This window comes from Sporosarcina sp. FSL K6-1522 (genome assembly GCF_038622445.1).
Taxonomy (GTDB): domain Bacteria; phylum Bacillota; class Bacilli; order Bacillales_A; family Planococcaceae; genus Sporosarcina.
This window is the reverse complement of the sequence record NZ_CP152019.1, coordinates 2,661,271-2,682,420: the sequence shown is the minus strand read 5'-3', so window position 1 is coordinate 2,682,420 and position 21,150 is coordinate 2,661,271. Positions and strand designations below refer to the sequence as shown.

The 21,150-nt window shown below is 42.4% G+C and carries 24 protein-coding genes; 2 read left to right on the top strand and 22 right to left on the bottom strand.

What is annotated here, in order from left to right; translation table 11 throughout:
- Nucleotides 1-3: 3 nt before the first annotated feature.
- The 21 genes from MKY34_RS13170 to MKY34_RS13070 all read right to left on the bottom strand — a co-directional run bounded on the left by MKY34_RS13170 (nucleotide 4) and on the right by MKY34_RS13070 (nucleotide 20,167).
- Nucleotides 4-351 (bottom strand): diacylglycerol kinase family protein, encoded by a 348-nt coding sequence (locus tag MKY34_RS13170; RefSeq protein ID WP_342511286.1) that lies wholly within the window; start codon nucleotides 349-351, stop codon nucleotides 4-6.
- A gap of 7 nt (nucleotides 352-358) precedes the next feature.
- Nucleotides 359-829: an rRNA maturation RNase YbeY gene (gene ybeY / locus MKY34_RS13165; RefSeq protein ID WP_342511285.1), complete on the bottom strand. Its 471-nt coding sequence runs from the start codon at nucleotides 827-829 to the stop codon at nucleotides 359-361.
- Nucleotides 830-850: 21 nt separating this feature from the next.
- Nucleotides 851-2,977 (bottom strand): HDIG domain-containing metalloprotein, encoded by a 2,127-nt coding sequence (locus MKY34_RS13160; RefSeq protein ID WP_342511283.1) that lies wholly within the window; start codon nucleotides 2,975-2,977, stop codon nucleotides 851-853.
- A gap of 228 nt (nucleotides 2,978-3,205) precedes the next feature.
- Nucleotides 3,206-4,165, bottom strand: a complete 960-nt coding sequence (locus MKY34_RS13155) for a PhoH family protein (RefSeq protein WP_342511281.1) — start codon at nucleotides 4,163-4,165, stop codon at nucleotides 3,206-3,208.
- Complete coding sequence (locus MKY34_RS13150) at nucleotides 4,150-5,280, bottom strand: sporulation protein YqfD (RefSeq protein WP_342511279.1); 1,131 nt, start codon at nucleotides 5,278-5,280, stop codon at nucleotides 4,150-4,152. Before MKY34_RS13150 ends, MKY34_RS13155 begins: the two co-directional genes overlap by 16 nt.
- A complete protein-coding gene (locus tag MKY34_RS13145; protein WP_342511277.1) occupies nucleotides 5,270-5,527 on the bottom strand; it encodes a hypothetical protein in 258 nt (85 codons plus the stop codon). The genes MKY34_RS13150 and MKY34_RS13145 overlap by 11 nt, the downstream gene beginning before the upstream one ends.
- A 49-nt stretch (nucleotides 5,528-5,576) precedes the next feature.
- Nucleotides 5,577-6,053 carry a hypothetical protein gene (locus MKY34_RS13140; RefSeq protein ID WP_342511275.1) on the bottom strand — a complete coding sequence of 159 codons (477 nt, stop codon included), beginning with the start codon at nucleotides 6,051-6,053 and terminating at the stop codon, nucleotides 5,577-5,579.
- A gap of 40 nt (nucleotides 6,054-6,093) precedes the next feature.
- A complete protein-coding gene (gene floA, locus MKY34_RS13135) occupies nucleotides 6,094-7,104 on the bottom strand; it encodes a flotillin-like protein FloA (protein WP_342511273.1) in 1,011 nt (336 codons plus the stop codon).
- A complete protein-coding gene (locus MKY34_RS13130; protein WP_342511270.1) occupies nucleotides 7,104-8,435 on the bottom strand; it encodes a nodulation protein NfeD in 1,332 nt (443 codons plus the stop codon). Before MKY34_RS13130 ends, floA begins: the two co-directional genes overlap by 1 nt.
- Nucleotides 8,436-8,702: 267 nt before the next feature.
- Nucleotides 8,703-8,876, bottom strand: a complete 174-nt coding sequence (gene rpsU, locus MKY34_RS13125) for a 30S ribosomal protein S21 (RefSeq protein ID WP_342511268.1) — start codon at nucleotides 8,874-8,876, stop codon at nucleotides 8,703-8,705.
- 174 nt (nucleotides 8,877-9,050) lie between these two features.
- A complete protein-coding gene (deoC, locus tag MKY34_RS13120) occupies nucleotides 9,051-9,722 on the bottom strand; it encodes a deoxyribose-phosphate aldolase (protein ID WP_342511266.1) in 672 nt (223 codons plus the stop codon).
- Nucleotides 9,723-9,844: 122 nt separating this feature from the next.
- Nucleotides 9,845-11,179, bottom strand: coding sequence for a tRNA (N(6)-L-threonylcarbamoyladenosine(37)-C(2))-methylthiotransferase MtaB (mtaB, locus tag MKY34_RS13115; RefSeq protein WP_342511264.1), 1,335 nt, complete (start codon nucleotides 11,177-11,179; stop codon nucleotides 9,845-9,847).
- Between the two features lie 16 nt (nucleotides 11,180-11,195).
- Nucleotides 11,196-11,936 (bottom strand): 16S rRNA (uracil(1498)-N(3))-methyltransferase, encoded by a 741-nt coding sequence (locus MKY34_RS13110; RefSeq protein ID WP_342511262.1) that lies wholly within the window; start codon nucleotides 11,934-11,936, stop codon nucleotides 11,196-11,198.
- A gap of 4 nt (nucleotides 11,937-11,940) precedes the next feature.
- Entirely contained in the window at nucleotides 11,941-12,885 is a 945-nt protein-coding gene (gene prmA / locus MKY34_RS13105) for a 50S ribosomal protein L11 methyltransferase (RefSeq protein WP_342511260.1), read from the bottom strand.
- Nucleotides 12,886-12,899: 14 nt separating this feature from the next.
- Nucleotides 12,900-14,021 carry a molecular chaperone DnaJ gene (dnaJ, locus tag MKY34_RS13100; protein WP_342511258.1) on the bottom strand — a complete coding sequence of 374 codons (1,122 nt, stop codon included), beginning with the start codon at nucleotides 14,019-14,021 and terminating at the stop codon, nucleotides 12,900-12,902.
- 149 nt (nucleotides 14,022-14,170) lie between these two features.
- A complete protein-coding gene (gene dnaK / locus MKY34_RS13095; protein WP_342511255.1) occupies nucleotides 14,171-16,000 on the bottom strand; it encodes a molecular chaperone DnaK in 1,830 nt (609 codons plus the stop codon).
- A 36-nt stretch (nucleotides 16,001-16,036) separates the two neighbouring features.
- Complete coding sequence (gene grpE, locus MKY34_RS13090) at nucleotides 16,037-16,621, bottom strand: nucleotide exchange factor GrpE (protein ID WP_342511253.1); 585 nt, start codon at nucleotides 16,619-16,621, stop codon at nucleotides 16,037-16,039.
- Nucleotides 16,618-17,673 (bottom strand): heat-inducible transcriptional repressor HrcA, encoded by a 1,056-nt coding sequence (hrcA, locus tag MKY34_RS13085; protein WP_342511251.1) that lies wholly within the window; start codon nucleotides 17,671-17,673, stop codon nucleotides 16,618-16,620. Before hrcA ends, grpE begins: the two co-directional genes overlap by 4 nt.
- Nucleotides 17,674-17,796: 123 nt before the next feature.
- Nucleotides 17,797-18,930: a radical SAM family heme chaperone HemW gene (gene hemW / locus MKY34_RS13080; RefSeq protein WP_342511249.1), complete on the bottom strand. Its 1,134-nt coding sequence runs from the start codon at nucleotides 18,928-18,930 to the stop codon at nucleotides 17,797-17,799.
- A gap of 288 nt (nucleotides 18,931-19,218) precedes the next feature.
- The gene (locus tag MKY34_RS13075; protein ID WP_342511247.1) at nucleotides 19,219-19,416 is read right to left on the bottom strand and encodes a hypothetical protein; all 198 of its coding nucleotides are present in this window, start codon (nucleotides 19,414-19,416) and stop codon (nucleotides 19,219-19,221) included.
- Nucleotides 19,417-19,924: 508 nt separating this feature from the next.
- Nucleotides 19,925-20,167: a hypothetical protein gene (locus MKY34_RS13070; RefSeq protein ID WP_342511246.1), complete on the bottom strand. Its 243-nt coding sequence runs from the start codon at nucleotides 20,165-20,167 to the stop codon at nucleotides 19,925-19,927.
- A gap of 185 nt (nucleotides 20,168-20,352) precedes the next feature.
- On the opposite strand from MKY34_RS13070, the gene MKY34_RS13065 reads away from it, so the two are divergent.
- The gene (locus MKY34_RS13065; RefSeq protein ID WP_342511243.1) at nucleotides 20,353-20,520 is read left to right on the top strand and encodes a YjcZ family sporulation protein; all 168 of its coding nucleotides are present in this window, start codon (nucleotides 20,353-20,355) and stop codon (nucleotides 20,518-20,520) included.
- Here the strand turns inward: MKY34_RS13065 and MKY34_RS13060 are convergent.
- Nucleotides 20,488-20,667, bottom strand: a complete 180-nt coding sequence (locus MKY34_RS13060) for a hypothetical protein (RefSeq protein ID WP_342515339.1) — start codon at nucleotides 20,665-20,667, stop codon at nucleotides 20,488-20,490. The genes MKY34_RS13065 and MKY34_RS13060 overlap by 33 nt on opposite strands.
- A 54-nt stretch (nucleotides 20,668-20,721) precedes the next feature.
- Here MKY34_RS13060 and MKY34_RS13055 point away from each other — a divergent pair, with 54 nt between their 5' ends.
- The gene (locus MKY34_RS13055; protein WP_342511241.1) at nucleotides 20,722-21,093 is read left to right on the top strand and encodes a transposase; all 372 of its coding nucleotides are present in this window, start codon (nucleotides 20,722-20,724) and stop codon (nucleotides 21,091-21,093) included.
- The last annotated feature ends 57 nt before the right edge of the window (nucleotides 21,094-21,150 follow it).

Here is a 21,150-nt window from a genome sequence, read left to right as displayed (position 1 = left end):
CAGTTACAACCATTTCGGGAGAAAAATCATTAGCCCGATAACAGCACTGACAACCGCAAAAATCAGCACAGCACCCGAAGCCAAATCCTTGGCCTGTTTGGCAAGTGGATGACGCTCTTGCGTAACAAGATCCACAACACGCTCGACTGCTGAATTCATCAATTCAAGCGCCAACATACCACCGATTAAAATCAGAACCACAAACCACTCCACCCGCGATAAGCCTGTTATCCAACCGGCTCCAAAGGTGATGATTGCCGCTAGCACATGAAATTTCACATTCCGCTCTGCTATGATACCATGAAGTATCCCGTTTCCAGCATAAACGAACGCTTTGAAAAATTTCTGCATCTTCGTTTTACCTCTCCAGTCCAAACGAAGCAAGAATGTCCTTCTGCCTACCGAACATCTTTAATTCATCTTCTTCCGTCATATGGTCATAGCCCAGTAAATGAAGGAAGCCATGAAGTGCTAAAAAACCTACTTCCCGCGTATAGTCATGGCCGTACTCTTCCGCCTGCCTTTTAGCCGTTTCTACAGAGATAATAATGTCTCCAAGAACGACCGGCATGCCTTCTTCTGCAACGATTAAAACTTCCTCTTCCGTTACCTCTTCCAGCGCAAATGAAATCACATCTGTCGCAGAATCCTTCCCTCTATACTCCGCATTGACTTCTCGAATGTCTTCATCGGTCATAAAAGTAATCGAAATTTCCGTTTCCGCTGTCAGCCCTTCTTCTGCCGCTGCATGATTCAGCAAATTGCGCACAAGCTCATGGATGCCGTCGTCTACGGAGTCCGTTCGATCATCAAAATAAAATTCCATCATAGTTACCAGCGCCTTTCTTTTTTATTTCGGATATTCGATACGATTATGGAATATCCCGTTTAATGTTTCACAAATGACTGTTTCTACTTTTTTCAGCTCTTTCATTGACAAATCACACTGGTCAAATTGCCCGTCATTCAATCGATCATTAATAATCGCCCTAACAAGTCCAGCAATTTTTTGCGGGGTTGGTTCTTTCATTGAACGGACTGCCGCTTCTACGCTATCTGCAATTGAAATAATCGCAATTTCTTTCGTTTGAGGCTTCGGACCTTTGTAGCGATAATCTTCGTCTGTAACATCTTGTCCTGCTTCCTTCGCCTTTACATAGAAAAACTTCAACAAACTTGTCCCATGATGTTGCCTCGCAATATCTACAATTTCTGCGGGCATCTTATGCTTCGCAAGTAATTTAGCGCCATCTTCAGCATGCGAAATAATAATATCACAACTTTTCTCTGGCGGTAATGCATCGTGTGGATTTTGTCCGGCCAATTGATTTTCTATAAAGTAATTCGGCCGCATCGTTTTCCCAATATCATGGTAATAACTCCCAACTCTCGCAAGAAGCCCATTTGCACCGATAGCTTCACAAGCCGCATCCGACAAATTGGCTACCATCACACTATGATGATATGTGCCAGGTGTTTCTATCAATACTTTTTTCAATAACGGGTGATTTGGGTTCGATAATTCAATTAGACGCATATCTGATAACAATCCAAAGACGGACTCGAAAAACGGCATTAGCCCGATTGTCAATGCTCCTGACAAAATCCCTGAAGTAATCGCCGCTATTAAGTAAAAAGTAAGTTCAGGCAACTCATATGATGACTGTGTCATCAGTAAATAAAACCCAATAAATAATATGTTAGAGACAGACACACCTATGCTTGTCCGTAAAATACTTGAGCGTCGGCCGCTATTTCCAAGTAAATACAAGCTAATAATACCGCCAAAAAGTATGTACAATGCAACTTCCATCTGAATAATCGCCGCATAGCCTTCATGCAAAATGATTCCGGATGTAGCCGCCGTCATAAAGGTCCCCAAAATCGCCAACCGCTCATTCGTCAACAGCTTAATTAACATTGGCGCAAGCGCAGTCGGGAATAAGAACGCTAACAGGACGTCAAAATCCTTTTCGATGAGGGATATGAGCTTCATCATAATAATGAGTAAGAAAAAAACAGTTAAAACAATAAGCAAGGACTTTTTCTTCACAGTCTCATTGTCATTCCATGTAAAGAAATGCAAATACAATAACGCTCCAATAAATAAAACAAATAAGGTGAGACCTGCCATTGGTTTGACAGTCGATTGGTTCGTTAACAATCCAACCAACTCTAATTGTCGGTAAATTTCTCCGTCAATGACTTGCCCTTCCCGAACGATTACTTGTCCCTGTAAAATACGTGTCGGTTCAACCGCTTCCTTTGCCTGTTCTACTCGTTTCTGTGTTAGTTCCTCATTGACCGTTTCAGTTTCTACGACTAGCGAACGGCTCAGTACAATTAATGTTTGTAAAGAAGTTGATGGTATCGCATCCGACAGACGAAGTTTTTGTTCAACTTCATACCGAACAGTCGATAAATCTGTAGTTCTAATCGGTTTCGCCAATTCTTCTCCAATAATTGTCACAAGCGCATGTTCCATTTTCAGTAAAACATCTATATCCTGCGCTAACAACGCAACAATCGCATCATCTGTCAGTCGCAAGCTAGGCTCTTCTTTTTCCAAACTGGCAAATTGCTTGCGGATTTCTGCAACTTGTTCTTTCGTTGGTGCTGCTTTTTCATCTTTACTTGCTGAATCTGACACGCTTGAACTTTTCACACCCACGATAATGTCAAACAGCGATGTCGCAATGGCTTGTCGATTTTTTGCCACGTCCTCCGAAAATAAATAGACCGGCTCGATTTCTTGAGCAGCACGCTGTCGATCTTGTTCCGTCTTGACTGTATCTTCAACCGTTTTTAATGAACGAATGGTATCCTGTGAAATTTGAAAAGACTTCACATCATACGTTTCTTTTTTCACACTGCCGTACATGAATGTAAAAAGAAACAATACAGATAACCCAATAAAAAATATCGAAAAATAGTTAAATTTCAATGATTTTACAAGTTTAATGATTGGTTGGAACATCGAAATCTTCCCCCAGTCTCTCTCTTTATCTACTGATTAGGTTGTTAAGATAAGCGCAGGACGCCCGCTTAGACGCGACAGGCATAAGATGATTTGACGAAGAAGCGTTCTTTGCCTCACAGCCGAAAAAACTTATGACCTGAGTGGCTGGCGCCCAGAGCCTAGACAATAAGAATAGCACGGGGCGTAAGTCGAAAACTTACGCCTACCTGTTAAAAAAGCAGTCACTTAGGATGACTGCTCCTTTTCGTAGGCTTCAATTATTTTTGCAACGATTGGATGACGAACGACATCGCCCTGCTCTAAGTATTGGAAATGGATATCTGTTACTTGATGCAAAACTTTTTCTGCCGTAATGAGGCCCGATTCCGTCCCTTTTGGTAAATCAATCTGGGTCTTGTCTCCAGTAATGACCATTTTTGAACCAAATCCGAGACGCGTCAAAAACATTTTCATCTGCGCTTTTGTTGTATTTTGTGCTTCATCAAGAATAACAAAAGCATCATCGAGTGTCCGGCCCCTCATATAGGCAAGTGGTGCCACTTCAATAACGCCTCTTTCGATGAGCCGATCTGTATGCTCCGTTCCTAAAACATCATGTAGCGCATCATATAGTGGGCGCAAGTACGGATCTACTTTCTCTTTCAAGTCCCCTGGAAGAAAACCAAGGCTCTCGCCTGCTTCCACTGCTGGGCGTGTTAAAACAATTTTTTTAGCAGAACCCGTTTTCATCGCTTGCACCGCAAGCACAACGGCTAAATAGGTTTTTCCCGTACCGGCAGGGCCAATACAAAACACAAGATCCCTTCTGCGAATTGCTTGAACATATTCACGTTGTCCGATGGTTTTGGCGCGGATAGCCTTCCCTTTCATATTGCGTGCAATTTCTTCATCGTACAGTTCAGAATAGTATTCAATTGTACCACTTTTCACCATTTCAATGGCAGTCAATACATCACGTTGGTTAATGTTAATCCCTTTACGGATTACTTTTAAAAGTTGCTCTAGCAACACTTTTGCGGATGCAATCTGCGTCGCATCTCCATTGAGGGAAATGGTTTCGCCTCTTGTCATAATCGAAACTTGTAAATTCTCTTCAATCAACTTCATGTTCTGGTCGGAAATCCCTAGAAGCATAACAGCTTCATTCGGATCTTCGACATGCAAGTGAATCAGTTGTTCGTCCAATTGGCTTCGTCTCCTTGGGATATCGGTCTTTTTACAGCAATATCATCATTCAGCAGAAACAATACAGTCCCATTTACTTTATCATTATCGAATGTGACGTGCAAAATTTTCTCATCTTTAATGATGACTTTTCTGGAAGGTTCCGACAATATTTTCGTTTTCAATAACGGAATAATGAAGGTTTTTTCCATCCCCTTTTTCAATTCTAATTGTCCCGACCTCTCTTCCACAAGCCGCTCTGTCTTCACAAAAGGCAACCAAGGTTTCCAACGCTCCTCCTTATCCGACAACGCTCCATCCCCTTGCTGCCATGGGGGCATAAGGGAAAATTTGACGACTTCTTCCCCTTGTAATTGATAGTCAATGGTTTTCGGCAAACTGAAGCTATATTCCATCCAATAATCCGCATACACAGCCCCTTCTGCACCAACAACTGTTTTCTTGTCTCCTTGCTCAAGGATGCCCGTAGCGAGCACGTCACCCTTTTTCACCGTCTGGTGGACCCTACCTACCCTTTCTCCTCTCTCAAGCTCAAAACGAGTGATAATACCGCCTGTACGAGCAATAAGGTCTGCCGGCGCTTCTTTAACCACCGGATTGTCATCAAAAGGTGGCGATAACATCGGAATAACAGTAAGTGTAGCCCCGACCTTTCTAAATCTCACCCACGACAATGAAGGGTCATCCAACATGAGTGCACGTCTAATTTCTCCTTCATCAGGAATAGAGGCTAACGGTCTAAACGGTACAATGGCAGCAGACGCTAATTTCGCTTCAATCCGATCGACGACTTCCGGCATTTCCGATTCCACTTCCACAGTCCACAGAAAAAAAGAACAGACAAACGGGATTGCACAAGCGATTAAAAATCGATAAGAGGAGAAAATTCTTTTAGCTCCTGTTTCATAACCTGCAATGGTAATGGCCGCTTTCAATCGATACGCTCTTCGATGCCTGCGAATCTGTGCAACACCTTGACGATTCGTTCGAAAATGGGCCACATCTTTGACAACAGATAAGGACGTAATTTTAGTACCCGTTGTCATGAGCTTGGTTAAAAAACCAGAAAGATCACCGTTACCTGAAATCCGAATATCAAACTGTTTATGAACCATAGAATGTTCCTTCATCTTCAACTGCCGCTAGTTTCATCGTCGTGATGGCTTCGAATGTAAAAACGGCAACTTCTTCCGATAATGTTTCGACAAGTAAATTCTCCCCCGCCACTTCAATCATGTACGCCTCACAACGGATCGTAACAAAATTCGGACCAAGCTTTAGCAATGAGTAAGGCCCATTGATATGCACGGTAGAAAATTCGTCAATGCGAATAGATGAACCTGTATTGAATAATTTTCTCAAAGAATAAACCCCCTATCCATATCGTATGATTTGGACAAGGGGTAAATGATTACCGTTTTGATTTTGGTGGACCTAAAATTTCAGAGAAAATGATGCCTTTCAGCATATCCTCCTCGTTTCTTGGTATTAACTCTTGCTTAGGTATCGCTACTACTGGCGCCACACTACCACCATGCGCTGATAGACGACCACGATGCTTTTCTCGTGACTTTTCCTCCATAGGCGCACGTGATACAGGCGCTATCGGTTCAATCTGTATCGGTTTAGGTACAGGCTGTCTTTGCGGCGTTGAAATCGGTGGTGTTTGCCTACTTGGCGGCTCACTCGTTTCATCTTGCAATTCCCTCTGTAACTCTCGGTACATTTCTTTCGACATTTCTTTCAACTTTTTGACAGGATCATTTTGTTGCTTTTGTTGCGCCACGAATGGCTTCGCTTGGCCTTTCTCGGCTTCTTTTTTCTTCCCTTTGCCATTAAACAAAGAACCTAAAATCGCCAAGACGATAAAAATGATTAACTGTTCCATTCATGCATCCCCTTTCCAGGAAATGGCTTACCTATCGCTATTATTTTTTACTGTCCTGCTCCGGATGATTGCCACCTAATTTACTGATGGAATCACGCATACTTGTATCAGCTTGGATGTTTTTGTAATTCACGTAATCCATAATACCAATATTCCCCGAACGTAGAGCTTCTGCCATCGCAAGTGGAACTTCTGCCTCTGCTCCAACAACTTTGGCACGCATTTCTTCAACTTTCGCTTTCATCTCTTGTTCACTTGCAACGGCCATCGCACGACGCTCTTCCGCTTTCGCTTGGGCGATACTCTTATCCGCCATCGCTTGCTCCGTCTGTAATTCTGCACCGATGTTTTTGCCGATATCAACGTCTGCAATATCAATCGATAAAATTTCAAAAGCTGTTCCTGAGTCAAGGCCTTTTGCCAAGACTGTTTGAGAAATCATATCTGGATTTTCCAACACTTTTGCATGGTCGACAGATGAACCAATCGTTGATACGATCCCTTCACCAACACGGGCAACAACCGTTTCTTCTCCAGCTCCCCCAACCAGTCGGTCAATATTCGCACGCACTGTAATACGCGCTTTCGCTTTTACTTCAATCCCGTTCATCGCCACACCCGCAATAAACGGTGTTTCGATAACTTTCGGGTTAACGGACATTTGAACTGCTTCTAGCACGTCACGCCCGGCAAGATCGATTGCTGCTGCACGCTCGAATGAAAGCTCGATATTCGCACGGTGTGCTGCAATCAAAGCGTTAACGACACGGTCAACGTTTCCTCCCGCCAAGTAATGACTCTCCAATTGGTTAATACCAACGTCTAAACCTGCTTTATGTGCCTTAATGAGTGGATTCACGACGCGACTCGGGATTACTCGACGAAGACGCATACCAATCAATGTAAAGATGCTCACGCGTACGCCTGCAGCCATGGCAGAAATCCATAGCGCTACTGGGACAAGTGTGAAAAATACAGCCAAGACAATAATGGCGAAAACGATTATTGCGACAAGACCTATTACACCTGCTGAACCTGCTAATGCTGTCATTATTCATTCTCCCCTTTCTTTTCTAATTCCCTCACAACAATCCGGGAACCTTCAACCTTCACAATGGTAACATTTTTTCCTCTGTCAATGTAACTTCCTTCGGAAACAACATCAATTCGTTCACCATCTAGCTCAACTGTACCTGCTGGTCGCAGTGGCGTTGACGTTTTTGCCTCACGTCCAAGTAGCTCCACTCTATTCACATTTGACACGTAACCAAGCTCCGTATCCGTCGAATCCATCAGTACAACTTTGTTGAGTAAATGCAATTTCTTACCGAAAAACTTCATAATTATCACCATCCCCGTAACAGCGATAGCAATCGCGATTAAGACAGATATCGCCATATGCATCGGATTGCCGCCTGCCATAATGATACTGCCAATAATTGCAAGCGCACCTACAGCCCCCGCTATGCCAAACGGTAGAAAAATCTCTGCAATGACGAGACCCACACCGATTACAAACAGAATGAGCGCCTCATAACCTGCAAGCCCCGCAACAAGATGACCGTAGAAAAACAAAACTAATGACGCAATGGCCATCGTTCCCGGCACACCGAAGCCCGGTGAATAGAGCTCCAATACAAGCCCTAGTCCTGCAATGGACAACAAAATTGGCACGACAATGGGATGCGTAATGAGACGTGCAATACTTTCAGAAATCGTTTCGTTTGTTGAAATAACTTGGGCGTTTTCAAAACCGGTCTCTTTGAGCAATTCGTTAAACGAGGCGACAGTCCCTTCACTATATTTTACCTCCAAGGCATCATCTGCTGTCAATGTTAACAGTTCGCCTACACCAGCACGATAAGCTCGTAGGTCAATATTCGGATCCGCCATCGCTAACGCATACTCTGGATCACGTTTTGATGATTTGGCAGCACTGACCATTGCTGCTCGCCACGCACTGTCTGCTTTCACATCTGCCGCATTCCCCGCCGAATCAATCACTTGTGCAGCACCCATGGTACCACTTGGTGCCATATAGATTTCATCTGCATGAAGTGCTAGAAAAGCCCCTGCTGATAACGCACGATTATCGATATAAGCGATAATCTTCAATTCAGTATCGTCCATTAACGTAGCAATTTTTCCAGCCGCATCTGTAAAACCACCCGGCGTATCGATCACAAGAAAAATAGCTTCTGCACCTGCCTCTTCGGCTTCTGCAAATGAACGTTGTAAAAATGCATACAATCCTTTTTCCACTTCATTTTGAATAGGTACTTTATAGACTGTAGTCGTCTTCGCACTCGTATCCGAAAAAGGAAGCGTTATCGCCGACATCAATAAAATGAACAGAAGAATTCTTCCCATCATTTTATGCATTATGAATTTCACCTCTTTCTCCTATAATTAAGTATAGCTCTTCTACGGTTCAGATGCGTAATAGTTTCATTTTCATTACAAAAAATTATATTTCACTCGAAATTAAAAATAGCTCGACCGCCTAACACCAACTCCTCATAATATGATTTATGTATGGTCAAAAATTTCTTCAAATATAAATAAACCGGAAAATCCATTAATGGATTTTCCGGTTTACGAACGTTTGCATTCACAATGTAAAGATGACCGATTTATAGCAGAAGGAAATTAGAATTTACGTTTCCTAGCAGCTTCAGACTTCTTTTTGCGTTTTACGCTTGGTTTTTCATAAAACTCATGCTTTCTTACTTCTTGTATTGTTCCACTTTTGGATACAGTACGTTTGAAGCGGCGAAGAGCATCTTCAAGCGATTCGTTTTTACGAACGACAGTTTTCGACATATCTCTTGTCCCTCCCTCCAAACATACTTGGGAACATAGTCAGGTGCTATGTACTCAAAAATTATACCGCATAATTAAGAATAGGTCAATATAAAACTTTTAAAATTAATTCAGTAGACACTCACTTTTTATCAACTGGGGGAAAATATCTTTATTCACCAGCTATAGTCCTTGTTAATAATCCGTTTTAGACGCCAATCCCTTCATAATCTCAACGCCTGAGCTGGCACCGATTCTTGTCGCACCTGCATCAATCATTTTTTTCAAATCCTCCACATTTCGAACCCCGCCTGATGCTTTGACGCCTGTTTCTGGTCCAACAACCGCTCTCATTAACTTAACATCCGCTTCTGTAGCACCACCCGTTGAGAAGCCCGTTGATGTCTTCACAAAGTCAGCTCCTGCTAAAACAGCAAGTTCACAAGCTTTCCTTTTCTCCTGATCTGTTAAAAGAGCCGTTTCAATGATGACTTTAACAATCGCTTGCCCTTTAGCCGCAGCTACGACTGCTTCAATATCCTTTTGCACAGTATCAGTGTCTCCGCTGCGAAGCGCTCCAATATTAATAACCATATCGATTTCGCCTGCGCCTTTTTGAATGGCGTCTGTTGTTTCAAATGCTTTCACTTCGGAAGTTGATGCCCCAAGTGGGAAACCAATCACAGTACAAACTTTAACAGTAGACCCTTCCAGTTCTGCAGCAGCCGTTTTCACCCACGCTGGGTTGACGCAGACCGATGCAAATGAATAATGATGTGCTTCTTGACAGAGCGTCACAATTTCTTCCCGCGTTGCGTCTGCTTTTAATAATGTGTGATCAATATACGTTGCAAATGTTGTATTCAATGGAATACCTCCTCGGAGTTGTCCGTACTTCTTCCATCATATCAAGAATGGTTCATTTCTGCACGAAAAAAGCCATTCCTGCCGGTTAAGGGCTGGAATAGCTTTGCACGTTGTGGATCATCTTATACATTTTGTTCTTCAACAACGCGGACAAATTGGCCTTCGTTGTAAGGATAGCCTGGTTTCGTAATTTTCACGCGGACGATTTTACCAACCATCGATTCATCAGCCGGGAAAACCACTTTCAAATAGTTGTCTGTATATCCTTCATAAAGTCCACTATCTGGATCAAGCTTGTACGTCGATTCTGGAATGACTTCCAATACTTCGTCTTCAAAAGTAGATGCGTATTGTTTCGCAAGCTGATCATTTAGCTCAAGCAAACGATGCACGCGTTCATTTTTCACTTCTTCATCGATTTGGTCTTCCATTCTTGCCGCAGGCGTACCTGTTCGCATGGAATAAGGGAAAACATGCAGTTCAGAGAAACGATAGTCTCGTATGAAATTATACGTATCCATAAACTCTTCTTCTGTTTCGCCCGGGAAACCGACGATAACATCGGATGTAATCGCCAAATCCGGTAAAGCTTCACGAAGACGATCTAGACGCTCTCCAAAGAATTCCATCGTATACTTCCTGCGCATCCGCTTTAACACCGTATCCGAACCAGATTGAATCGGAATATGCAGATGACGAACAACGATGTTCGAATCTCTCAGCACATCAATGACTTCATCCGTTATTTGACTTGCTTCAATCGAGCTAATACGAAGTCGCTTCAACCCTGTTACTTGTGTTTCAAGGTCTCGCAACAGGCGTGCCAGGTTATAATCTTTTAAATCTTCTCCGTAACCGCCCGTATGGATGCCCGTCAAAACAAGTTCAAGGTAACCAGCATCAACAAGTTGCTGCGCTTGACGAATCACTTCTTGCGGATCACGTGAGCGCATCAGCCCGCGTGCCCACGGAATAATACAGAACGTACAGAAATTATTACAGCCTTCTTGAATTTTCAGTGACGCACGTGTACGGTCCGTAAATGCGGGTACATCCAATTCTTCATAGACTCTGTTTTTCATAATGTTACGCACCGCATTAATCGGTTGGCGCCCCGTACGATATTCGTCAATCAACCCAAGGAGCTTTGTACGATCCTGTGTCCCAACGACAATATCTACACCTGGAATCGCCATAATTTCCGCTGGGGATGTTTGTGCATAACAACCCGTGACACAAATAACTGCATCAGGATTTCTTCGGATTGCACGACGTATCACCTGTCGGCTTTTTTTATCGCCAGTATTTGTTACTGTACATGTATTGATAACGTAGACATCAGCGTTTTTCTCAAAATCTTCGCGTTCATATTCAGCATCTTTAAAAAGTTGCCAAATCGCCTCAGTTTCGTAATGATTAACTTTGCAACCTAACGTGTGAAAAGCAACCGTCGACATGGGCTGCTCACCTCTTTCATTCAAATTCGTAAGACATTGCGGACAATAAATACAAAGGGGCTGTCTCTGTTCGGAGGATACGCGGACCTAAAGCCATTGGCAAAAAGCCGGCCGCGCGTAAAACTTCAGCCTCTTTTCTAGATAGACCACCTTCTGGACCAAAAACAGCTAATACAGACTGTTTATGATACATGTTTTTGAGTCTCTCCGCAATTCTATGTGGCTCTCCACTTTTTGCATCTTCTTCGTCCGCAATTAGCAACACGTCATAATGACTCACTTCTGCCAATAACTGCTTAAACGAACAAGGCGTTGCCACCGTAGGAATAACCGTGCGGTGGCACTGTTCGGCAGCCTCTTTCGCAATCTTTTGTAGCCGCTCTACTTTTTTGCCGCCTTTTTTTGCATCCCACTTAACGATGGAGCGCTCGGCTTCAAATGGAATCATCCCTGCCATACCAAGCTCCGTCCCTTTTTGGACGATTAAATCCAGCTTGTCTCCTTTTGGTAAACCGCAGGCGATCGTCACACGGACGGGCATTTCATTGGCTACTAGGGGGCCTTCTTGGCGCTCAATCTGAACACCTTCTGCTAATAACACTATAATTTCAGAGACAAACGCCTCTCCATTTGATACAGCAATCACCTGATCCCCGACTCCCATCCGCATCACGCGAACAATATGTTTACCGTCTTCTCCAGTGATTACAGCATTGCCTTCCGCATCAAATGGCGCTTCTAGGAAATAACGTTGCAAGACGTTACACGCCCCTTTTCTGGGCAACGATGGCAACCCAATCTTCCATTAAGACAGACTCAATGATATCGAAGCCTTTAGCGATTAAATCATCCTTCACTAGATCACGCTTCTGTCCAATGATTCCCGAAACGATGAATAGCCCATCTTCCGGCAAAATTGCATAAGCATCTCCTGAAAACGACAAAATGACTTCTGCAAGAATATTTGCGATGATAATATTCGCAGGCACTTTTACCGAGTCCAGTAGATTACCATGTGTGACTTCGATAATTTCATCGACTTTATTCAATGCGATGTTCTCTTTCGCTGCAACAACCGCAACCTCATCTAAATCGAGTGCATGTACGCGAGATGCGCCTAATAGTGCCGCACCAATTGACAGGACACCTGACCCCGTCCCAACGTCTACGACTGTACTTCCAGGCTTGACATACTTCTCAAGCGCCTGCAAGCACATAACCGTCGTTGGATGAGTCCCTGTGCCAAATGCCATCCCTGGGTCCAATTCAATAATCAGTTCATCAGATTCTACAGGTTCATACTGCTCCCAAGTCGGAACAATCGTAAAGCGGCCGGAAATTTTCACTGGATGGTAATATTGTTTCCATGCAGTTGCCCAATCTTCTTCATCGACTTCGTTCGTCTGAATGACATTTTTCCCGATATCTAGGCCAAATTCCGCTAGCCCTTCTATAGATTGACTAATGTCTTTCACCGTTTCGATTAAAAAACTATTGACAGGTAAATAGGCTTTTACAATCACGCCGTCTGTTGGAAAATCGTTTTTGTCGAGCGCATAGATTTCCCCGTAACGGTCTTCATGAATACGGTCTGGCTCTGCAGAATCTTCAATAACGACTCCACTAGCACCTGCTTCATGTAAAATATTCGCAACTGCTTCTGTCGCTTCATGCGTTGTATGAATCGCAACTTCCGACCATTTCAAATGATTTCATCCTTTCAGTCGCCTTTGATTGTTCGTTTAATTTTATCGAATAATGAACTAGAGTACTCGTCAGGTGTATTGCCGCTAATCGCTGCAAATTCACGCATCAATTCTTTTTGTTTTTCAGTCATTTTTTTCGGTGTCAATACTTTCACAATGACATGCTGGTCACCAATTCCACGGCCATGAACGTTTTTGACACCCTTGCCTTTCAAGCGGAAGCGTGTACCTGTTTGAGTACCTGCTGGGATTTTCAACTTCACATCGCCTTGTACAGTCGGCACTTCGATTTCATCGCCAAGTGCGGCTTGTGGATACGTTAAACCGAGCTCTAAGTAAATATCGTCATCTTCACGGATAAATTTCTCATGCGGTTTGACGCGGAACACGATGTACAAATCACCTGCTGGGCCGCCTTTATGACCTGGTTCCCCTTGACCTGATACGCGTAGCTGTTGCCCATCGTCAACACCTTCTGGAATCGTGACCTTGATTTTTTTTCTTTTCGTCACTTTTCCTGCACCATGGCATGTTGTACATTTTTCCGGGATGATTTTACCTGTCCCTTGACACTGTGGACATGCTCTGCGATTTACCATCTGGCCAAGCGGCGTGTTTTGCGTCACGCTGATTTGTCCTGAACCACCACAATGATTACATGTTTTAGGAGATGTTCCTTTTTTAGCGCCTGAGCCTTCACATGTGTCACAGTTTTCTTCTTTCGGAATTTCAATCTCAGTTTCTTTACCGAAAACAGCTTCCATAAAATCAATTGTCATGGAGTATTGTAAATCATCACCTTTTCGCGGTGCATTTGGATCACGTCGGCGACCACCACCGCCGCCGAAAAACGTGCTGAAGATATCTTCAAACCCAAAGCCATCACCGCCACCTCCGAAACCACCAAATCCTTGGTTTGGATCCGCATGACCAAACTGGTCGTAATTCGCTTTTTTCGTCTCATCACTTAGCACTTCATAAGCTTCTGTTGCTTCTTTAAATTTCTCCTCTGCATCTGCCGCTTTGTTCAAGTCTGGGTGATATTTCTTTGAAAGCGATCTGTACGCTTTCCTAATTTCGTCTTTTGATGCTGATTTCGTTAAACCTAGCACCTCATAATAATCTCGTTTACTCATTTTCCACTCTCCCGAAATACTTTTGCCTGTAGCCTATTGTATCACTATGTGCGGTCAATAAAAATCGAAAAAGCCAAAGCCGGAATATCGGACTTTGACTTTTCCGTCAACAACATTAGATTATGTTCAATAGTGAACACGCTCTACTCTTATTTTTTATCTTCATCAATAATTTCTTCAAAATCAGCGTCAACTACACCATCATCTTGTGGCCCGCCTGCATTTTCAGCACCCTCAGCGCCTTCAGCTGCTGCTTGCTCATAGAGTTTCATCGTCATTTGTTGCACGATTTCCTCTAATTTCTCTTTCTTCGCGCGGATTTCATCGAAATCTCCTGCTTCAAGCGCAGCTTTCAATTCTTCCTTCGCTTCTTCAACATTTTTCACTTCTTCTTCAGAAACTTTACCTTCAAGGTCTTTTAGCGTTTTTTCAGCCATGAAGACAAGTTGGTCTGCTTCGTTTTTCAAGTCTGCTTCTTCTTTACGCTTTTGGTCCGCTTCAGCATTTGCTTCTGCGTCTTTTACCATGCGCTCGATTTCTTCGTCAGATAGACCTGAGCTCGCTTGGATTGTGATGTCTTGCTCTTTTTGTGTACCAAGGTCTTTCGCTTTAACCGTTACGATACCATTTTTATCGATATCAAATGTTACTTCAATTTGTGGAACGCCACGTGGTGCTGGTGGAATATCCGTCAATTGGAAACGACCAAGTGTTTTATTATCAGCTGACATTGGACGCTCTCCTTGTAGAACATGGATATCTACTGCAGGTTGGTTGTCTGCTGCTGTTGAGAACACTTGTGATTTACTTGTTGGAATTGTTGTATTCCGTTCGATCAATTTTGTAAATACGTTACCCATTGTTTCAATACCAAGTGACAATGGTGTTACGTCAAGAAGAACAACGTCTGTTACGTCTCCGCTCAAGATTGAACCTTGAACAGCCGCTCCCATTGCGACAACTTCGTCTGGGTTTACACCTTTATATGGTTCTTTACCTGTTTCTTTTTGAATCGCATCTTGAACCGCTGGGATACGTGTAGATCCACCTACAAGGATAACGCGATCGATTTGTGATGAAGATAATCCAGCATCTTTCATCGCTTGACGTGTTGGTACCATTGAACGCTCAACAAGATGTGCAGTCAACTCATCAAATTTCGCACGTGAAAGTGATACTTCAAGGTGAAGTGGTCCTGCTTCGCCTGCTGTGATGAATGGCAGTGAAATTTGTGCAGATGTTACACCTGACAAGTCTTTTTTCGCTTTTTCCGCTCCATCTTTCAAACGTTGCATTGCCATTTTATCTTTAGACAAGTCGATACCATTTTCTTTACGGAACTCTTCCACAAGGTAGTTAATGATCACGTCATCGAAATCATCTCCACCCAGTTGATTGTCTCCAGCAGTTGCAAGAACTTGGAATACGCCATCGCCTAGTTCAAGGATGGATACGTCAAACGTACCACCACCAAGGTCATAGACAAGAATCGTTTGGTCTTCATCTGTTTTATCAAGACCATATGCAAGTGCTGCTGCAGTTGGCTCGTTAATAATACGCTCTACCTCAAGACCTGCAATTTTACCTGCATCTTGTGTCGCTTGACGCTGTGCATCGCTGAAGTAAGCTGGAACTGTAATAACTGCTTTTGTTACTGGCTCGCCAAGATACTCTTCTGCATAGCCTTTCATGTACTGAAGAATCATTGCAGATACTTCTTGTGGTGTATATTCTTTATCATCCACTTTTACTTTATAGTCTGAGCCCATATGACGCTTAACAGACATGATTGTATTTGGGTTTGTAATCGATTGACGCTTCGCAACTTCCCCTACTTGTTTTTCACCATTTTTAAATGCAACAACAGATGGTGTTGTACGGTTACCTTCTGGATTTGGAATAACTTTCGGCTCTCCGCCTTCGTATACTGCTACTACTGAGTTTGTTGTCCCTAAGTCAATACCAATAATTTTACTCATGATTCATTTCCTCCTAGGATATAAATATTACTATTTTTATTCGTTTACTTTAACCATCGACGGTCGAAGTACACGATCTTTTAACATATAACCTTTTTGCATGTCTTCCAATACAATGCCCGAAGCCTTTTCTTCATCCGAACCTGTCATAATCGCTTGGTGGAAATTCGGATCGAATTCCTTATCAAGCGCTTCGATTTCAACAAGCCCTTCTGCTTCAAGCGCTTCGACAAGCGTGCGATAAACCATTTCTACACCTGTCATCAGTGATTGCGCTTCTTCCGTTTTCACTTCAACTGAAAGTGCCCGTGCGAAGTTATCTAAAACCGGAATAAGATTTGTCACGACGTTTTGGGCACGGTATTTTTGCGCAGCTTCTTTGTCTAACGCTGTTCTTCTTTTGAAGTTATCATAATCCGCAAGCAGTCGAAGTCGTTTATTCTCTTCTTCCCGCAGCTTCACTGTTAACTCTTCTATAATGCTGTCATTCCCGTTATCAACGGCTTCAATTTCTTCATGATTATCCACAAGTTCGACTGTAGCGTTCTCTTCAGTCGCATCCCCTTCTGTTTCCTCTACTACTGGGCGCCCTGTTTCAAATTCGTCTTTTACCTCTGTCAATTTCCGTTCCTCCCTGCTGTTCCACCATCAATGGTCAGTTTCGCCAATTCCTTAGACAAATCACCGCTCATAATATCAAGCAATGTAATGACCCTACCATAATCCATGCGTTTAGGACCAATAATTGCAATAGAACCTGTCATATTTTCACCAGCGGAATACGTCGCTGTTATAATACTACAGTCTTCCATCGCATCGTGCTTGTTTTCAGAACCAATACGCACATGAATCCCTAGCAAATCGTTTTGGAAAAACGTTGTTGCCGGAGACCCTTTTTCAATTAACTCAAAAAATGTTTTCATTTTCTGAATGTCATTGAACTCAGGCTGTTTCATCATATTCATTTTGCCACCGAAGTACAAGCGTTCTTCTGGTTCCACTGAAATCGCACGTTGCAACGAAGTAAACATTTCTGCCGCATGTTGGACATGCTGTTCCAAAACCATTTTTGCTTCTCGAATAAGCGTATTTTGAATATTCGCAAGCGGTGTACCGACGAGTCGCTCATTCAAAATGTTGACCATCTTTTCAATGTCGGATGCAGTGAATCCTTCCGGTACATTGAACATTCGATTTTCAACTCGCCCACTGTCCATCACAATAATGGCAACAGCCCTTTTCTCATCTAAAGGAACAATTGAGAATCGTTTCACTTTATGCAACGATGTGTCAGGACCGAGTAGAATCGACGTGTAATTTGTCAATTCCGAAAGAATCGTCGCCGATTTTCGAATTAACTCTTCTGTTTCCATCGCTTTTTCTTTGAAAACAGAGCGAATCTGACTGCTGTCCTCCGCGTTGAGTTTCTCCGGTGTCAGCAAGTGATCCACATAAAATCGGTATCCTTTTTCGGATGGAATTCTGCCAGATGAGGTATGAGTTTTTTCAAGATAACCCATCTCTTCAAGGTCAGCCATGTCGTTCCGTATGGTTGCCGAACTGAACGGCGCTTCCGGCTTCTTCGATAGCTGCCTCGATCCGACAGGTTGTGCGGATTCGATGAAGTCGTTAACCGTCAGTTGCAAGATAAGCAATTGTCTGTTTGTCAACATAATCATCACTCCTAAAAGCACTATACTTCTTCAAGTGCCTTGTTAGCACTCTATAACTCCGAGTGCTAATGCTACTGATAATTTAACAAATCCCACTCGACGTGTCAATGAATTGACCCCATCTCATTTAAGAAATTGCTGGAATACTTCGTTCCCTTGAAAAACGCCTCTCCGTGTCAACCGAATCACGTCATTTGATTGTTCAACCAATCCGCTTGCCATTAGCGCTGTTAGCGTCTCTCCGTATACAGCCTCTAATGATTTGCCAAACTTCTCTTGGAATGATGAAATCGATACACCATTCGATTTTCGCAGTCCAAGAAACATTTCTTCCTCCATTGCTTCCGTCTCCGTCACAATATGTGTATGTTGCAAAGGGCGTGCGCCTGATGCAGTCTTCTCCATATATTTCGTCAGCGGACCAATGTTGGAATACCTCGTACCATTTATATAGCCATGCGCACCTGCCCCAACGCCTGCATACGTTGCATTTTCCCAATAAAGTAGATTATGAATAGACTCATGCCCCGAAACGGCAAAATTACTAATCTCATAGCGCATACGCCCACGCTGTTCCATCTGGTCGATGAGCATTGAAAACATTTCCGTTTCCATATCTTCACCTGGTAACGGCAGTTTGCCCTTATTCATTAAATTATAAAAAACGGTTTTCGGCTCAACAATGAGCGAGTACCCCGAATAATGCGGTAGCTCCAGTGCCAACGCTTTATCAAGCGTGTCCTGCCACTGTGCAACCGTCTGCCCCGGTAATCCGTAAATTAGATCGATACTAATATTGTCAAAGCCTGCTTTTCGCGCTTCTCCAACGACACGCGCCGCATCATCCGGACCATGCGTGCGGCCGATTTTTGTCAATAGCTCCGCATCAAAGGACTGAACCCCAATGCTCAATCTATTGACACCACCTTTTTTCAAAACCATCAATTTCCCGAATGTTAATTCATCTGGGTTGGCTTCCGTCGAAAATTCTTTTAATGAACGAACATCGACATACTCATGAATAATCGCAAGCAGTCGATCCAGTTGCTGTTCAGACAACGATGTCGGCGTACCGCCACCTAAAAACACCGTTTCTAACGCTTCAAACGAAATACCCTCGCTTTTCATAATGGCTAATTCCTCGCCAATCGATTCGATATACGCATCTACCGGCTGATTTTTGAAAAATACTTTATTGAAATCACAGTAGTGACAAATTTGATGGCAAAACGGGATATGGATATACATACCTCTCATTCCATCACTTCCTTTCTTAACGGCAAAAAGAGGGCTAGGATGCCCTCTTCTCTAGATTATCTTTTAATCCTCATCCATTTTCAATACAACGATAAATACTTTTTGATGAATAGATGTAACAAATTCCATCATACAGCATCCTTGTTCTGCATACAAACATGGAGCTGATAAGCGTTTACGAAGTTTTTTTATTAACTAACGGTTACAGGGGATGTTTACATAATTACAGAAGGGTAAATTAAAAAGACCACCAATCAGCGATCTCTCATTGTTAATTGAAAACTACACTTATGATATTTTCAACAGCCCCGCAATAAGATCCGAGCTACCAGGCATCAATCGTATTAACGAAGTAAAAATAAATAATACACCTAAAACAAACAGCATAATCACTATTTTAACAGAGCGAGAAACGCCTTTTTTCATCGCACCTACAATAAGAAAAACAATTCCTATAAAGAGCATTAATAAATAATAAAAGCCCATCAGCCCATCTCCTCATTCAAATTTAGTTACATAAATATAACGCCCTTGACGAGGTGAATGTTTCCTGTAATGGAAATAAGATACTTTTATTAGTGATTTATCTTAATAAAGTCTCTTGATTTAGTAGTTTTCTCACTAACGATTGTGCAGCACAATATATTTTTTTCAGATTCATCACATCATATTTGGAATAAATACATTCATAAATAGGAAGTAGCCCAAAGCACCTAAAGCCAAGAAAATAAGAATTACTACAATCGGTGAAATTTTTGTTTTCATGGTTTTCTCCTCCCTCTAAACATGTCCATAAACGTTTAGTAGCAATCACCCGATATGCTAGAAAGTCAAGACATCATTCACTACCTAGTCTAGATTTTATGTAGCTAACTTCCATCACATGGGTAAACTTAGGAGTTTGCAAGTTCAACTACAAAAGGTGACTTACTCAAACCAATGAGTAGCCGCCTTTGTATTTGTAGACATCGAATGAATAAAAAGATCAATGGAGTTACTTATTTTTTATATAATCCATACCTTGCGCTGTGATTGCTAAAACTAGATTATCTGACCCTTCTCCACTATCTGTGGCGTATTCCTTTTCAATCAGGTGTTCAATCGCGAGTTTGCTATTGACGTCAGCATTTAGCATCACTTTGGGTAATGTATAGCTGCCTCCATTATTAGCAAAATGATAATCATATAAACTTTGTAATAGCAGATCCGCCATTTTATTTACTTCTTCATTCATCATAAATGATCCCTCCCACTTTCACCATTCGACAGAAGAGAAAGGAATCCTTCTATTATCTAATGATCCAATTGCGACATAAAAAGCCTACAATACCTCAATATTTTTTAAAAAAACTAAACGAATGAATCAGACATACACGAATTATTGACATAGAATGAACTAAATCATTTTAGGAGGTAGACATTATGGGTTATGCGGGTTACGGATGTGGACCGGGGTACGGCCCCGGATATGGATATGGTTCAGGTTTCGGATACGGGTCAGGCTTCGCTTTAATTGTTGTGCTGTTTATTCTTTTAATTATTATTGGCGCAAGTTTCTTAAACACTGGTGGGTGCGACGACGGTTGCTAATACTGTCGGTACACCCGTAGGATAATCTAGATGAATCAATTTCGCCGTTAATTTCATAATTTTTATTAGGCAAATCGTTTGGATATACCAAAAACACCGTATTTCTGAACAAGCTATGCGTGAACCGAAGTAATCTGTTGTCGCCAAGTGAAGTACACCCCAAAAGTTAGATTTTGAATCTAACTTTTGGGGTGTTTTATTATGACAAAATATAGTGATGCTTTTAAGCTGATGATCGTGCAAGAGTATTTGGAAGGCCCACTAGGATCTAGGCTGCTAGCACGCAAACACAATGTGAAATCACATAGACAGCTTTTAGATTGGGTGAATGTATACAAGAAAATTGGCGCAGTTGGACTATTTCGAAGGAAGAAAAATGAGGTTTATTCTATTCAATTTAAGTTAGATGTACTAAGCTTTATGAAAAGGACAGGCGCTTCTTTAACTGAAACTGCTCTTAACTTTGGAATAATCAACCCATCAATGATCTCCTTATGGAAGAAAAAGTTCCTTGATGGTGGCACGGAAGCCCTAGACAGACCGAGAGGACGACCATCCATGTCTAATGTCTAATAAAGAAACTAACAAAAATAATACGAGTAAACAGTCAAAAACGAATGGGATGACACG

Coding starts and splice junctions, on each gene's coding strand:
- MKY34_RS13065 (WP_342511243.1), top strand. CDS start 20,353: ATGGGTTATGCGGGTTACGGATGTGGACCGGGGTACGGCCCCGGATAT.
- ybeY (WP_342511285.1), bottom strand. CDS start 829: ATGATGGAATTTTATTTTGATGATCGAACGGACTCCGTAGACGACGGC.
- MKY34_RS13070 (WP_342511246.1), bottom strand. CDS start 20,167: ATGATGAATGAAGAAGTAAATAAAATGGCGGATCTGCTATTACAAAGT.
- MKY34_RS13055 (WP_342511241.1), top strand. CDS start 20,722: ATGACAAAATATAGTGATGCTTTTAAGCTGATGATCGTGCAAGAGTAT.
- mtaB (WP_342511264.1), bottom strand. CDS start 11,179: ATGTCGACGGTTGCTTTTCACACGTTAGGTTGCAAAGTTAATCATTAC.
- dnaK (WP_342511255.1), bottom strand. CDS start 16,000: ATGAGTAAAATTATTGGTATTGACTTAGGGACAACAAACTCAGTAGTA.
- floA (WP_342511273.1), bottom strand. CDS start 7,104: ATGACAGCATTAGCAGGTTCAGCAGGTGTAATAGGTCTTGTCGCAATA.
- hemW (WP_342511249.1), bottom strand. CDS start 18,930: ATGAGAGGTATGTATATCCATATCCCGTTTTGCCATCAAATTTGTCAC.
- MKY34_RS13140 (WP_342511275.1), bottom strand. CDS start 6,053: ATGGAACAGTTAATCATTTTTATCGTCTTGGCGATTTTAGGTTCTTTG.
- MKY34_RS13150 (WP_342511279.1), bottom strand. CDS start 5,280: ATGGTTCATAAACAGTTTGATATTCGGATTTCAGGTAACGGTGATCTT.
- hrcA (WP_342511251.1), bottom strand. CDS start 17,673: ATGTTGACAAACAGACAATTGCTTATCTTGCAACTGACGGTTAACGAC.
- rpsU (WP_342511268.1), bottom strand. CDS start 8,876: ATGTCGAAAACTGTCGTTCGTAAAAACGAATCGCTTGAAGATGCTCTT.
- MKY34_RS13075 (WP_342511247.1), bottom strand. CDS start 19,416: ATGGGCTTTTATTATTTATTAATGCTCTTTATAGGAATTGTTTTTCTT.
- MKY34_RS13130 (WP_342511270.1), bottom strand. CDS start 8,435: ATGCATAAAATGATGGGAAGAATTCTTCTGTTCATTTTATTGATGTCG.
- MKY34_RS13170 (WP_342511286.1), bottom strand. CDS start 351: ATGCAGAAATTTTTCAAAGCGTTCGTTTATGCTGGAAACGGGATACTT.
- dnaJ (WP_342511258.1), bottom strand. CDS start 14,021: ATGAGTAAACGAGATTATTATGAGGTGCTAGGTTTAACGAAATCAGCA.
- MKY34_RS13160 (WP_342511283.1), bottom strand. CDS start 2,977: ATGTTCCAACCAATCATTAAACTTGTAAAATCATTGAAATTTAACTAT.